Below are 12,737 nucleotides of genomic sequence, written 5' to 3'. Positions count from 1 at the left end.
TGATCAACAATGCTGAAGGGCTCTGCGCGGACACAGGCGACACTGGCCGCGATGTTTTTCCATTGGCTCCGACTCGCGGGCAAGCCCGCTCCTACAGGGTTCGGTTGTCTCGACAACAGCTGACGACATGGCAATGTTCATTGGCTCGCCCTCCCCACCGGAATACTCAGGCACAGCAACCAACCGGCACCCGGCCGGCTGTGCAGGCGCAGCACGCCACCCAGGCTGCGCACCCGCTCGCTGATCGAACGCAGGCCGATACCGGCGCGCTGCGGCATCTGCGCGCCACGGCCGTTATCGCGCACCAGCAGGCGCAAGCGCCGACCCTGGTACTGCAAACGGATGCGCACCTCGCTGGCCTGGGCGTGGCGGGCCACATTGGTCAGCGCTTCCTGTACCAGGCGGTAGAGGTGTGCCTTGCTCGGCAACGGCAGGTCGGGCAAGGCCTCGCCCAACAGCAAACGGCAACGAATACCCTGGGCGCTCTGCCAGTCCTGGGTCAGCAGTTGCAGGGCGGCGTCCAGCTCCAAGCGCTCCAGCACCACCGGGTAGAGGTCGCGGATCAAGGCGCGAAAGCCGTTCTGCAGGTGTTCGCAGTGGCCTTCCAGGCTGTGCGCGGTGCTGCGTACGGCCTCTGGCTGTTCGGCCACGATCTGCAGCAGGCTGGCCTGGGCGCGAATCCCGGTGAGGTACTGCCCCAGGTCGTCGTGCAGGGTCTGGCCGAGCCGGGCGCGCTCCTGCTCCTGCAGGGCCATCAACGCCTGGGTCAGTTCGGCGTTGTCGGCCTGCACCTGTTGCAGGGTGGTGGCCATGGCATTGAAGCGCCCGGCCAGGCTACGCGCTTCGGGCATGCGGTGGGCGACCAGGCGCACATCGAGCTGCCCCTGGCTCACCTGCGCCAAACCCGCAAGCAGTTCATCCAGCACGCGCAAGCCGCGGCGCACGGCCCAGGCGATGCTGAGCAGGCTGACCAGCCAGGCCAGCAGGCTGAGCAATAGCAGCTGCAGCAGCGAATCCCAGACTTCTTCGATTTCATCGGCGGGGTCCAGGGCAATCTGCAGTCGCTGGCCGTCGTCCAGTTGCAGCTGCAGCGCCGGCCCAGCGTCTGGCAACAGATGAGCTGCCAGCCACTGCTGCAGGGCGGATTCGGCGGCAGGCGGCACAACGCCCTGCGCCGGCACGGGGGTCACCCGCACATGCCGCAGGTTACCGGCCAGGCCGCCGTGCAGGCTGGCCGGGTCGCGCAGGGCGGCCACCTGCAGGTATTCGATCATGGTCTCGGCGGCGCGCATCTCACGCTGTACATCGGCACTGCCCTGGCGCAGCAGCAGGGCCGCGCCGAGCAATGCCAGCAGGGCAAAGAACAGCGTGACCCAGAGGTTGATCCGCCACAGCGCCGTCATGCCTTACTTGACCACGAACTGGCCTTGCATGCCCTTGCCTTCCAGGCCCTTGGCATAGAAGCGGAACTTGCCCGGCTTGATTGGCACGAAGAAGATCTCCGCCTCGCCGGCGTCCTCGAATTCCAGTTCGGTCAGGGTGATCGCCTTGATCTCCACGCCGCCGGCTTCGACCTTGCGCAGGAAGATCGAGTGAGCGAACTCCGGAGCCTGGAAGGCGTATTCCTTCTGCCCGCTGGCGATGATCTTGAGGTTGTAGGCCTTGCCGGTTTCCAGCTGATATTCGTGCTGCGACATGCTGTAGTCGCTCGCCTCGCTGCCCAGGCGCAGCTCCGGCAGCGCGGTACTCATGCGGGTCAGATCGCCGGCGGCATAGAGGGGGTCGAAACCAAGCAGGCTGCTGAGCAGAATCAGGGCCAGGGCGGTCGTCTTGAACACAGACATGGGGGTGTACCTTTTATTGTTGGAGTTGGCGACCCCATCCTAAAACCGCCGGGCGCACGCCGGCCTACTACCTTGGTCGCGCCCGCCTGATACTTTGGACTGGCCTGCAAGCCCTGTTGCCAGGTGCCACAGAGCGCCGGGCAAGCCGAGCTGGAGGGCCTTGCACCGGGCTATCCGCCATCGGCACCGGCGGTCCGCAGGGGCACCCCGCGCCTTGCGCCTACGACCTTGGTACGAGCCCATCGCTACTTTGGGCATATTTCCCCCGCCGCCTGCTGTTCCTATGCTGACAACACCGCCTCAGGAGTTGTCCATGCGCCAGATCAGCCGCCACCTCTTGTTCTGCGCCGTCGCCAGCCTCGGCCTCGCGCAGCCCTGCCTGGCCGCCACCGCGGCCGCCGAGTTGCAGGTGCGCATCGGCTACCTGGCCTATATCCCGGACACCGGGCCGCTGCTGTCCAACGTCATCCCCGAGCCCGGCGACGCCGGCCTGCGCGGTGCCGAACTGGCGATCACCGACAGCAACAGCACCGGGCGCTTCCTCAAGCACAGCTATAGCCTGAGCAGCGCCCAGCACGATGACAGCGCCGGCCTGCTGGAGGCGGCCGACGAACTGCATGCCCAGGGCCTGCGCCTGTTCGTGGTCAACGCCCCCGCCGCCACCCTGCGCCAGCTCAGCCGGCGTCTGGACGACAGCCTGCTGCTCAACGCCGGCAGCCGCGACGACAGCCTGCGTCAGAGCGAATGCCTGCCCAACGTGCTGCACACCCTGCCCAGCCGCGCCATGCTCGCCGATGCCCTGGCGCAGTTTCTCAGCGTACGCAAATGGTCGCGCTGGCTGCTGATCAGCGGCCCCACCGAGGACGACCAGGCCTACGCCGCGGCGCTCAAGCGCGCGGCCAAGCGCTTCGGCCAGCAGATAGTCGCCGAGAAGCCCTGGAGTTTCGACAACGACCAACGCCGCAGTGCCCAGGCGGAGATGCCGCTGTTCACCCAGACCAAGGAATACGACGTGGTGTTGGTGGCCGACGAGCGCGGCGACTTCGGCGAATACCTGCCCTACCAGACCTGGTACCCGCGCCCGGTGGCCGGCACCCAGGGCCTGACCGCCACCGGCTGGCACAAGACCGTGGAAACCTATGGCGCGGCGCAGCTGCAGAAGCGCTTCGAGGCCCACGCCGGGCGCTGGATGAACGACCGCGACTACGCCGCCTGGATCGCCGTGCGCAGCATCGCCAGCGCGGTGAGCAAGCTGCGCGCCAGCGACGCTGCGGCGATCCAGCAACTGGCCCTCAGCGACCGGCTGCCGCTGGATGGCTTCAAAGGGCGCAAGCTGAGTTTCCGCAGCTGGAACGGCCAGCTGCGCCAACCCATCCCCCTGGTGCACCCCCGCGCCCTGGTCAGCAATTCGCCGCAAGACGGCTTTCTGCACCCCAGCAGCGAGCTGGACAGCCTCGGCTTCGATCAACCGGAAGTGAGCTGTGATCTGGCTGGCAGCCGTACTTGATGGTGCGCACGGCGCACCCTACGCAGCCCCGCCCGTAGGGTGCGCCGTGCGCACCAATCCTCGTCCAAGAACAATAGGAGGCACCCCATGCACAAGACCCTGCTCGCCACCCTGATCGGCGCAACGCTGCTGATCGGCACCGGGGCCACAGTCGCCGCCACCGCCTACGTGTCCAACGAGAAGGACGACAGCATCAGCGTGATCGATCTGGACAGCCTCGAAGTGACCGCCACCCTGGAAGTCGGCATGCGCCCGCGCGGCCTGCTGCTGTCCAGCGACAACCAGCTGCTGTACATCTGCGCCAGCGACTCGGACCGGGTCCAGGTGATGGACCTGGCCACGCGCCAGATCATCAAGGAACTGCCCTCCGGGGCCGACCCCGAGCAGTTCGCCCTGCACCGCAACGACCGCTGGCTGTATATCTCCAACGAGGACGATGCCCTGGTCACCGTGGTCGATGTGCAGAGCGACGAGGTGCTGGCGCAGATCGATGTCGGCGTCGAGCCGGAAGGCATGGCGGTCAGCCCGGACGGCAAGTGGGCGGTCAATACCAGCGAAACCACCAATATGCTGCACTGGATCGACACCAGCAGTAATACCCTGGTCGACAACACCCTGGTCGATCAGCGCCCGCGCCATGTCGAGTTCGACAAGGACGGCAAGCGCCTGTGGGCCTCGGCGGAAATCGGCGGCACGGTCAGCGTGGTCGATGTCGCCAGCCGGCAGATCGACAAGGTGCTGACCTTCCAGATCAAGGGCGTGCACCCGGACAAGGTGCAGCCGGTGGGGGTCAAACTCAGCGACGACGGCAAGCTGGCCTTTGTCGCCCTCGGCCCGGCCAACCATGTGGCGGTGGTGGATGCCAAGAGCTACGAGATATTGGATTACCTGCTGGTCGGCCGGCGCGTCTGGCACATGGCCTTTACCCCGGACCAGAAACGCCTGCTGACCACCAACGGGGTCAGCGGCGACGTCTCGGTGATCGAGGTGGACTCGCTCAAGGTGAGCAAGTCGATCAAGGTCGGTCGCTACCCCTGGGGCGTGGTGGTCACCCCATGAATGCCCTCGAGGTCAGCGCCGTCGGCTTTGCCTATGGCCCGCGCCAGGCCCTGCAGGACGTCGGTTTCAGGCTCGAGTGCGGGCGCTTTACCGCCCTGCTCGGGCCTAACGGGGCCGGCAAGTCGACCCTGATCGCCCTGCTCACCCGCCTCTACGACCTGCAGCAGGGCGAGATCCAGGTGCTCGGCTGCAGCCTGCGCCGCCAGCCGCGCCAGGCCCTGCGTCAGCTCGGCGTGGTGTTCCAGCAGAGCACCCTGGACCTGGACTTGAGCGTGGAGCAGAACCTGCGCTACCACGCCGCCCTGCACGGCATGCCACGGCGCGCGGCGCAGGCCCGGATCGACGAGGAACTGGCGCGCCAGCAACTCGGCGAACGCCGGGGCGACAAGGTTCGCGACCTCAATGGCGGCCACCGCCGCCGCGTGGAAATCGCCCGCGCCCTGCTCCACCGCCCGCGCCTGCTGCTGCTCGACGAGGCCAGCGTCGGCCTCGACCCGGCCAGCCGCCTGGCGCTCAACCAGCACGTGCGCCAGCTGTGCCGCGATGATGACCTGGCGGTGCTGTGGACCACCCACCTGCTCGATGAAGTGCAGGCCAGCGACGAGCTGCTGATTCTCAACCGCGGTCGCCTGGTGGCCCAGGGCCCGGCCAGCCAGATAGGTGCCGACGACACCAGCCTGTCCGCCACCTTCGCTCGCCTTACCGCCAGCGAGGCGGGAGCATGAACGCCTGGCGGCCAACACTGGTGCGCACAGCGCACCCTACGATGCGCAGCGCCACCCAACCGCTCTCACAGGCAGAACGCAATCCCGTAGGAGCGGCCCATGGCCGCGATTCGCTTGACCATTCGACGCCCATTCGCGGGCATTCAAATCCCATTCGCGGGCATGGCCCGCTCCTACAGACAGCTCGCAGCGTGGCAGCAGTCGCCCTATACGCGGAGCCCCAGTCGGCATCTGCAACCCTGGTGCGCACGGCGCACCCTACGCTGCGCCGCGCCGCCCAACCGCTCCCACGGGTAGAACGCAATCCTACCCACCCGCATCGTCCGTTGGAGACTCGCCCATGAATGCCTATTGGTATTGCCTGCAAGGCATCGTGCAGCGCGAGTGGTTGCGCTTTGTGCTGCAACGCTCGCGTTTCTTCAGCGCCCTGGTGCGGCCGCTGCTGTGGCTGGTGGTGTTCGCCGCCGGCTTTCGCGCGGCGCTGGGCATCGCCATCATCGCCCCCTACGACACCTACATCACCTACGAGACCTACATAGTCCCGGGCCTGGCCTGCATGATCCTGTTGTTCAACGGCATGCAGGGCTCGCTGTCGATGGTCTACGACCGCGAGATGGGCAGCATGCGCGTGCTGCTGACCAGCCCGTTGCCGCGGGCCTTCCTGCTGGCCAGCAAGCTGTTGGCGATCGCCCTGATCTCGCTGCTGCAGGTCTACGCCTTTCTCGCCATCGCCTGGTTCTATGGCGTGCAGCCGCCACTCTGGGGCCTGCTCGCCGCCCTGCCGGCGCTGCTGCTGGTGGCCCTGCTGCTCAGCGCCCTGGGCCTGCTGCTGAGCAACGGCATCCGCCAACTGGAGAACTTCGCCGGGGTGATGAATTTCGTGATCTTCCCGCTGTTCTTTCTGTCGTCTGCGCTCTACCCGCTGTGGAAGATGCGCGAGGCCAGCGAGTGGCTGTACTGGCTGTGCGCCCTCAACCCCTTCAGCCATGCGGTGGAGCTGGTGCGCTTCGCCCTCTACCAGCGCCTGAGCCTGTCCGCCCTACTGATCTGCCTGGGCCTGACCGCGCTGTTCGCCGTGCTCGCGGTGCTCACCTTCAACCCGCAACACGCCGCCCTGCGCCGCGCCAGCTAAAACCCATTCGCGGCTAAAGCGGAACGCCGCCCGGCCGCTCCTACAAACAGCGCATACCCCGTGGCAGGGACTTGAGCCACGATTGTCTCCAGGCCGCACCCTGCCGACCCAACACCACCTAGCCGTGCTCTGCCGCCAAACCGCGCCGCGCCATTCGCGGGCATGGCCTAGGCGTCCCTGCCGCTCCTACAGAGGCCGCATGCTCTGCCGGGGGTGGTTTTTACTACTTTGGTACTGCTTTTCCTCTCCAATGGAGAATTTCCAAAGCAGCAGCTTTGCTCTGTAATACGCCTATAAAAAGAACCGAGACCAAAGGCGATGAAGCATTCCCTGCTGGCACGACCTGCTTTCCTGCTGTTCTGCGGCCTGTTGGGCAGCAGCCTGCCCTGGCTGGCCCAGGCCGAGGCTCCGCTGTTTTCCGCCGATGGCTACCGCCTGAGCCATTACCGCAGCCCCACGCCGGCCCAGACCGAGCATGGCCAGACCCTCGACACCCCGGCCCTGCAGCAGCTGCTGCGCGATCAGCCGCGCACCCGGCTGATCGACGTGTACCGCCGGCCATGGCGGCACGGCCAATTTATCGAAGACGAAGTACACGCCAACCTGCCCGGCAGCCTATGGTTGGCCAATACCGGCGACGGCGAGCTGAGCCCGCAATGGCAGGCCTACTTCAGCCATTACCTGGAGCAGGCCAGCCAGGGCGACAAAGCCTGGCCGCTGGTGTTCTACTGCCGCTCGGACTGCTGGCTCGGCTGGAATGCCAGCAAACGCGCCCATCACCTGGGTTACCGCAACCTCTACTGGTACCGCGACGGCATCGACGGCTGGCAACAGGCCGGCCTGCCCATGATCCCCGCGCAACCGCTCGTCATGCCGTGACCGTGCAAAGATTTCCCTGCGGCTATAGCCACACCATAATCAAAACAATGAGGTGAAAGGCCATGTACAAAATTCTGATTGCCGACGACCACCCGCTGTTTCGCGAAGCCATCCACAACGTCATCAGCGACGGCTTCCCCGGCAGCGAGATCATGGAAACAGCCGACCTGGACAGCGCCCTGGCCCTGACCCTGGAGAACGACGACCTCGACCTGATCCTGCTCGACCTCAATATGCCCGGCATGCACGGCCTCAACGGCCTGATCAACCTGCGCAACGAAGCCCCGACCATCCCGGTGGTGATCGTCTCCGCCGAGCAGGACAAGCAGATCGTGCTGCAGGCCATCACCTACGGCGCGGTGGGCTTTATCACCAAGTCCTCACCGCGAGCGCAGATGACCGAGGCGATCCAGCAGATCCTCGACGGCAACGTCTACCTGCCGCCGGATATCATCCGCTCGCAGAAAAGCAGCTCGCATCGCAGCCACTCCGAGCACCCCAGTTTTCCGCCGGAGCTGCTGCAGGCCCTGACCCGTAAGCAGCTACTGGTGCTCGAGCGCATGACCAAGGGCGAATCCAACAAGCAGATCGCCTACAGCCTGGATATCGCCGAAACCACGGTCAAAGCCCATGTCTCCGCCATCCTGCGCAAACTCAATGTGCATAACCGCGTGCAGGCTATTCTTTCTGCAGGCGACATCGACTTCGCCGCCTACCTGCGCCGCTGAATCCGCCACCGACGGCAGGCGCAGCCGAATGCGCCTCCCCAGACGCCGCTAACCGGCGCTCATCGATGGCCAGGAGCTCAGCATGACTCGCCCAGCCACGCGCTTGCAGATGCAGCTCAAGCGCTGGACCCTGCTGCTCGGGGTGCTGCAGATCAGCGTCGGCTGCCTGATTGGCTTTATCCCGCCTGCCGCGGTGGAATGGTTTCGCGGCATCGTCATGGCGCACATCGAATTCACCGCCAATGGCGTACTGATGGTGGTGTTCGCCTTCCTGATCAAGGAGATGACGCTCAAGCCAATCGCCCTGCGCTGCTGGTTCGTGACCCTGCAGCTCGGCACCTGGAGCAATGGCGCGGCCGGTCTGGTCGCCGCCTTTATCGGCCGCTCCTCGCCGCTGATGCCGACCCTCAACGAGAAGTTCCCGCCGCCCCTGGGCACCGACAGCCTGCTGGTCAGTGGCCTGCTGCAACTGTGCGGCCTGACCATCATCCTGGCGCTGCTGCTGACCCTGTACGGCTTGCTGCGGTCACGGCCGATATAGGGCCCGCCGCACGCCTCAGCCAGCGTTGCGATCCAGCAGGTGACTGATCGCCGTCTTCAGCTTCATCGGCCGCACCGGCTTGTGCATCAGGGTGTGGCCGAGTTCGCGCATCTGCTGCTTGAGTTCGTTGCTGTAGTTGGCGGTGATCATCAGCGCCGGTAGCGGCGTGCTGCGCCTGGAGTTGATCAGGGCCACGGCGTCGACGCCGTTACGCTCATCGTCGAGGTGATAGTCGGCGATCAGCAAGTCGGCTTCGGCATGGTAGTTGTCGACCTGGCGCGCCAAATCCTCCTCGGAGAGCGCAGTGACCACCTGACAGCCCCAGGTTTCAAGCAGAGTGCGCATGCCGGCGCAAATCGCCGCGTCGTTATCCAGCACCCAGATACGCGAGCCACTGAGGCGTTCGAGCAGTAGATCGGGGGCGTCCTGCACCACCCGCGGCCGGGGCGCGCGGGTGGTCAGCGGCACCTCGATGGCGAACATCGAGCCCTTGCCCAGCCGCGAGCTGACGCGGATGCGGTGGCCGAGCATGCGCGCGATCTTGTCGACGATGGCCAGGCCCAGGCCGAGGCCGCGATCCTGCTTGCGGTGGCTGACATCGCCGCGCTTGAACTCCTGGAAGATCTCGCCGAGCTTGTCCTCGGCGATGCCGATGCCAGTGTCCCAGACCTCGATCGACAGGCTCTGCCGACGTCTGCGGCAGCCGAGCAGGATGCGCCCACTGCTGGTGTAGCGGATGGCGTTGCTGAGCAGGTTGCGCAGAATCCGTGCGAGCAGCTGAATATCGCTGCGCACCAGCGCCGAGCTGGGAATAAAGTCCAGGCGCAGGCCTTCGCTGCCGGCGATCTGGTGGTATTCGGCGGCGAGGTTTTCCAGCAGTTCGCTGACCGCGAAGGGGGCGATATCCGGCTTGATCACCCCGGCGTCCAGTTTGGAAATATCCACCAGGGTGCCGAGCAGGCTTTCCACGTCTTCCAGGGAGTTGCTGACGTTGCGCACCAGGGGCGCGTGGCCGGCCAGTTCGCCCTTCTCCAGCAGCGCGCTGGTGAACAGCCGGGCGGCGTTGAGCGGCTGCAGCAGGTCGTGGCTGACCGCGGCGAGAAACTTGGTCTTCGACAGGTTGGCCTGTTCCGCCTCGCCCTTGGCCTCGCGCAGGCGCGACTCCATCTGCGTACGCTCGTCGATCTCGCGGCGCAGCTGCTGGTTGACCGTGGTCAGCTCGGCGGTGCGTTCGCGCACCCGCTGTTCCAGGTGCTGATAGGCCTGGTGCAGGGCCTCGGCGGTGCGCCGGCGCTCGGTGATGTCGCGGATCAGCACGAAGATCCCGGTCACCTCGCCATTGGCCTGGCGATTGGGCACATAGGAACGCAGCATGTAGCGCTCCTGGCCGCTGTGGTTGGTTTCGGCGAACTCGAAGGTCACGCTTTCGCCGGACAGCGCCCGTTCGATATAGGGCTCCAGGCGCCGGCAATGTTCCTCGCTGTGCACCGCCCGCAGGCTCTGGCCGAGCATCGCGCCGCGGGGCCAGCAGTACCATTCCTCGTAGACCTTGTTGGTGAATTCGTAGACCAGGTCGGCGGTCAGGTAGGCGATCAGCGCCGGCACATGGTCGGTGATCAGGCGAATCCAGCGCTCGCTCTCGCTCAAGGCCTCGGCATGCCGGTGGCGCTCGGTGATATCGGTGAAGGTGTTGACGAAACCGCCGGTGGGCAAGGCATGGGTGCGCACCTCGAGCATGCGTCCGTCGAACAGGTGCAGCTCCAGCTCCTCGATGGGCTTGCCATTGGCGTCGCGGCTGTCCGGGGTCAGCAGGGCCAGCTCGCTGTCGGCCATCACCTCGGCGAAGGGCCGGTGGGCGTTGATCGGGGCCAGGCCGCAGAGGTCGAGGAAACGGTGGTTCCACAGCTCAAGCGCGCCCTCGGCATTGACCATGGCCATGCCCTGGGACAGGTTGTCGACGGCGCGCTGCAGCAGCCGCGACTTCTGCGCCAGGGCCTGTTCGCGGCGCAGGGTTTCGTTCTGTTTGACCTCGGTGATATCGGTGTAGAGGATCACCAGGCCGCCCTCGCGGGTCGGCCGTTCGCTGACCTGCACCCAGCGCCCGTCGCGCAGGCGGTAGAGCATATGTTCGCCGTCCTTGCCGCGCTGCTCTTCGACCACCAGGCCGGTGCTCTTGCTCAGGCGTTTGATCTCCGCCAGGCGGGTGCCGGCGTTGATCCGCGCGCGGCTGTGGGCCCAGAAGGACTTGAAGCGGCTGTTGAACAGGACGATGCGCTGCTCGCGGTCGAACAGCACGAAACCGTCGGAGATGCTCTCGATGGCGTCGATCAGGTGCTGGTGGGCGGTCTCGGCGCGCATCCGCGCGTCGCTGAGCAGCTGGTTGCTGGATTTCAGCTCGGCCATGGCCTGGTTCAGCGCATCGGTGCGCTCGCGCACCTGCTCGGCCAGCACCACCGAATGCTGGAAGGCGGCGTAGGCGTCGTCGCCGCGCGAGTGCACCGACTCGACCCGTTCGATCAGGGCCGCGTTGATCCGCTTGAGCTTGTGGTTTTCCTTTTCCAGGGCCTGACAGCGGGCCTGCAGCTCGGCGACATCAGCCTCGGCCGGGGCGGCCAATGGCGACTCCGGTGAAGGTCTGGTTGATGTGCATACCATTGAACTGCTCTCCGTAGGTATTGAAGCCTATGACCGGCTGGCTGCGCAGAAAGGCCGAGACCGGCTCGACGCCGCCCTGGTCTTCGATTTCCAGGCGGCGCAGGAAACAGTCGCAACCGATGGTCAGGAGCAAGGGGCCGAGGCGCTCGCGCAAGCCGTCGAACACCCCTTCCAGGTTGGGCAGCAAGGGCCCGGGCTGCATGGCGGTGAGGACGATGCCGTTCTCAACCGCGCAGTAGAAGGTCAGGCTGAGGTCTTCGTTGACCCGCTGGATCGAGCGCACGTAGTACTGCTCGCTGATGCGCACGGCCAGGGGGTTGGCGGCGAACACCCGATGATCCAGTTCGGCCAGCGGCACGCCGATCAGCTCGGCATATTCCTGGGCGGCCGGCGCGGCGTTGAGTTCATAGACCCTACGGCTGGCGCTGTCGGCCCGGGTGACCACCAGCTTGTCGCTGCTGGGCTCGATGTGATGGGTGCTGAATACCTCGAAATCCAGCCAGGTGTTGAACAGCACCACCACCGCCGCGCCGGTGTGGAACTGGCCGCCGTAGTAGACGTGGGTGTGGGTCAGGTGGTTGTCGTCGCCGGCCGAGCCGCCGAAATGCGGAATGCTGCCCAGGGCCGCACTGAGCGCGCCGAGCACCACTTCCTCGCGGCTGGACAGGCCGTCGAGCAGGGTCAGGGCGAAGCTGTGGCCCTTGATCGAGGCCAGTTCGTTGGTGCGGCAGTCCTTGACCAGGCGCTCGACCAGTTGCTGGGCATCGATCAGGCTGAAGCGCTCCATCTCGTCGATCAGACCGCCGGCGATGGAGAAACTGCGGTGATCGAAGCCCACCGCGCTGACGCAGCCACGGCCATAGCCCTGGGGAGTGATCTCGCCGGCCGTGGTGCAACCGACCAGGTTGATCCCGCCGAAATGCGACTCCAGCGCCGCGCCGAGGCCCTGCAGGTCGTATTCGGCGGAGCAGAAGAACAGCACGAAGCCCAGGTGGGGATGGATCAGTTGCCGTGCCAGCTCCTGCGCCACCAGTTCGACATCGCTGGCGCAGGACATGGCGGTGACGACGCCGTCGGTCATTTCCTGCTGCATAGCCTGCCCCGCGTATAAACCTAGATATCCTGGGGTCATTCTACGAAGCTCGGCCCCTGCACCCCATGCCACTTGAGTAGCGCCGGCCTACTCCCTAAGTAGCAGGCCAGAACAACAGCGTCAGCACCAGCAGGCCGACATAGAAGCCGATCTCCAGGGTTTCGCTGAGCGGCTGGATACGCCGCAGGGCCCCGTAGACATGCACCACGATCATCATCACGGCCACCGCCAGGAGCATTTCGAAGACGGCGTGGATCGCCTCCCCCGTCAGTGCGGCGCGCAGCATCATGGCTTCGAGAATCAGGATAAACGCACCCAGACAGCGGCCGAAGTAGACCGCCAGGTCGGTATGCGCGGGAAGCGTCCAGCCCATCAGGCGGGCCCAGACCAGCGGAATGCAGAAAATCGGCAGGGCAAATACCAGGGTGGTCGATAGCGTCAGAATCAACAGGTATTGCGGGGCAAGCTCACTCCATAAGCCGAACATGTCGCCTCCTTGAGTTCAGGTACGTCCGTTTAACAGGCAGCGCATCAGCACAATGGGCAGCGCGAGAATCACGCTGCTGCATGGCAG

The 12,737-nt window shown here is 65.7% G+C and carries 12 protein-coding genes; 7 read left to right on the top strand and 5 right to left on the bottom strand.

What is annotated here, in order from left to right:
• Positions 1-137 precede the first annotated feature (137 nt).
• Both AACY13_RS07405 and AACY13_RS07400 read right to left on the bottom strand, forming a co-directional pair.
• Positions 138-1,403, bottom strand: coding sequence for a HAMP domain-containing sensor histidine kinase (locus tag AACY13_RS07405; RefSeq protein WP_339460443.1), 1,266 nt, complete (start codon positions 1,401-1,403; stop codon positions 138-140).
• Positions 1,404-1,406: 3 nt separating this feature from the next.
• On the bottom strand, positions 1,407-1,844 hold the full coding sequence (locus AACY13_RS07400) for a copper-binding protein (protein WP_339460441.1): 438 nt from the start codon (positions 1,842-1,844) through the stop codon (positions 1,407-1,409).
• Positions 1,845-2,157: 313 nt separating this feature from the next.
• On the opposite strand from AACY13_RS07400, the gene AACY13_RS07395 reads away from it, so the two are divergent.
• The 7 genes from AACY13_RS07395 to AACY13_RS07365 all read left to right on the top strand — a co-directional run bounded on the left by AACY13_RS07395 (position 2,158) and on the right by AACY13_RS07365 (position 8,415).
• Positions 2,158-3,351: an ABC transporter substrate-binding protein gene (locus tag AACY13_RS07395; RefSeq protein ID WP_339460439.1), complete on the top strand. Its 1,194-nt coding sequence runs from the start codon at positions 2,158-2,160 to the stop codon at positions 3,349-3,351.
• Positions 3,352-3,438: 87 nt separating this feature from the next.
• Entirely contained in the window at positions 3,439-4,410 is a 972-nt protein-coding gene (locus AACY13_RS07390) for a YVTN family beta-propeller repeat protein (RefSeq protein ID WP_339460438.1), read from the top strand.
• A complete protein-coding gene (locus AACY13_RS07385) occupies positions 4,407-5,135 on the top strand; it encodes an ABC transporter ATP-binding protein (protein ID WP_339460436.1) in 729 nt (242 codons plus the stop codon). Before AACY13_RS07390 ends, AACY13_RS07385 begins: the two co-directional genes overlap by 4 nt.
• A 340-nt stretch (positions 5,136-5,475) precedes the next feature.
• Complete coding sequence (locus AACY13_RS07380) at positions 5,476-6,267, top strand: ABC transporter permease (protein WP_339460435.1); 792 nt, start codon at positions 5,476-5,478, stop codon at positions 6,265-6,267.
• Positions 6,268-6,585: 318 nt separating this feature from the next.
• The gene (locus AACY13_RS07375) at positions 6,586-7,146 is read left to right on the top strand and encodes a PQQ-dependent catabolism-associated CXXCW motif protein (RefSeq protein WP_339460433.1); all 561 of its coding nucleotides are present in this window, start codon (positions 6,586-6,588) and stop codon (positions 7,144-7,146) included.
• 62 nt (positions 7,147-7,208) lie between these two features.
• On the top strand, positions 7,209-7,874 hold the full coding sequence (locus tag AACY13_RS07370; RefSeq protein ID WP_339460431.1) for a response regulator transcription factor: 666 nt from the start codon (positions 7,209-7,211) through the stop codon (positions 7,872-7,874).
• An 82-nt stretch (positions 7,875-7,956) separates the two neighbouring features.
• Positions 7,957-8,415 carry a hypothetical protein gene (locus AACY13_RS07365; protein WP_339460430.1) on the top strand — a complete coding sequence of 153 codons (459 nt, stop codon included), beginning with the start codon at positions 7,957-7,959 and terminating at the stop codon, positions 8,413-8,415.
• A 15-nt stretch (positions 8,416-8,430) separates the two neighbouring features.
• Here the strand turns inward: AACY13_RS07365 and nahK are convergent, their stop codons facing one another.
• The 3 genes from nahK to AACY13_RS07350 all read right to left on the bottom strand — a co-directional run bounded on the left by nahK (position 8,431) and on the right by AACY13_RS07350 (position 12,650).
• Positions 8,431-11,070, bottom strand: coding sequence for a hybrid sensor histidine kinase/response regulator NahK/ErcS' (nahK, locus tag AACY13_RS07360; RefSeq protein WP_339460428.1), 2,640 nt, complete (start codon positions 11,068-11,070; stop codon positions 8,431-8,433).
• The gene (nosP, locus tag AACY13_RS07355) at positions 11,009-12,163 is read right to left on the bottom strand and encodes a nitric oxide-sensing protein NosP (RefSeq protein ID WP_339460427.1); all 1,155 of its coding nucleotides are present in this window, start codon (positions 12,161-12,163) and stop codon (positions 11,009-11,011) included. The genes nahK and nosP overlap by 62 nt, the downstream gene beginning before the upstream one ends.
• Positions 12,164-12,257: 94 nt before the next feature.
• Positions 12,258-12,650 carry a hypothetical protein gene (locus AACY13_RS07350; RefSeq protein ID WP_339460425.1) on the bottom strand — a complete coding sequence of 131 codons (393 nt, stop codon included), beginning with the start codon at positions 12,648-12,650 and terminating at the stop codon, positions 12,258-12,260.
• Positions 12,651-12,737 lie beyond the last annotated feature (87 nt).

The sequence above is a fragment of the Pseudomonas sp. EA_105y_Pfl2_R69 genome (assembly GCF_963970915.1).
GTDB lineage: Bacteria > Pseudomonadota > Gammaproteobacteria > Pseudomonadales > Pseudomonadaceae > Aquipseudomonas.
The sequence above is the reverse complement of the archived record's forward strand: the minus strand, read 5'-3'. Positions and strand labels throughout refer to the sequence as shown.

Coding starts and splice junctions, on each gene's coding strand:
- AACY13_RS07380 (WP_339460435.1), top strand. CDS start 5,476: ATGAATGCCTATTGGTATTGCCTGCAAGGCATCGTGCAGCGCGAGTGG.
- AACY13_RS07370 (WP_339460431.1), top strand. CDS start 7,209: ATGTACAAAATTCTGATTGCCGACGACCACCCGCTGTTTCGCGAAGCC.
- AACY13_RS07390 (WP_339460438.1), top strand. CDS start 3,439: ATGCACAAGACCCTGCTCGCCACCCTGATCGGCGCAACGCTGCTGATC.
- AACY13_RS07400 (WP_339460441.1), bottom strand. CDS start 1,844: ATGTCTGTGTTCAAGACGACCGCCCTGGCCCTGATTCTGCTCAGCAGC.
- AACY13_RS07395 (WP_339460439.1), top strand. CDS start 2,158: ATGCGCCAGATCAGCCGCCACCTCTTGTTCTGCGCCGTCGCCAGCCTC.
- AACY13_RS07365 (WP_339460430.1), top strand. CDS start 7,957: ATGACTCGCCCAGCCACGCGCTTGCAGATGCAGCTCAAGCGCTGGACC.
- AACY13_RS07375 (WP_339460433.1), top strand. CDS start 6,586: ATGAAGCATTCCCTGCTGGCACGACCTGCTTTCCTGCTGTTCTGCGGC.
- AACY13_RS07385 (WP_339460436.1), top strand. CDS start 4,407: ATGAATGCCCTCGAGGTCAGCGCCGTCGGCTTTGCCTATGGCCCGCGC.
- nahK (WP_339460428.1), bottom strand. CDS start 11,070: ATGGTATGCACATCAACCAGACCTTCACCGGAGTCGCCATTGGCCGCC.
- AACY13_RS07350 (WP_339460425.1), bottom strand. CDS start 12,650: ATGTTCGGCTTATGGAGTGAGCTTGCCCCGCAATACCTGTTGATTCTG.
- nosP (WP_339460427.1), bottom strand. CDS start 12,163: ATGCAGCAGGAAATGACCGACGGCGTCGTCACCGCCATGTCCTGCGCC.
- AACY13_RS07405 (WP_339460443.1), bottom strand. CDS start 1,403: ATGACGGCGCTGTGGCGGATCAACCTCTGGGTCACGCTGTTCTTTGCC.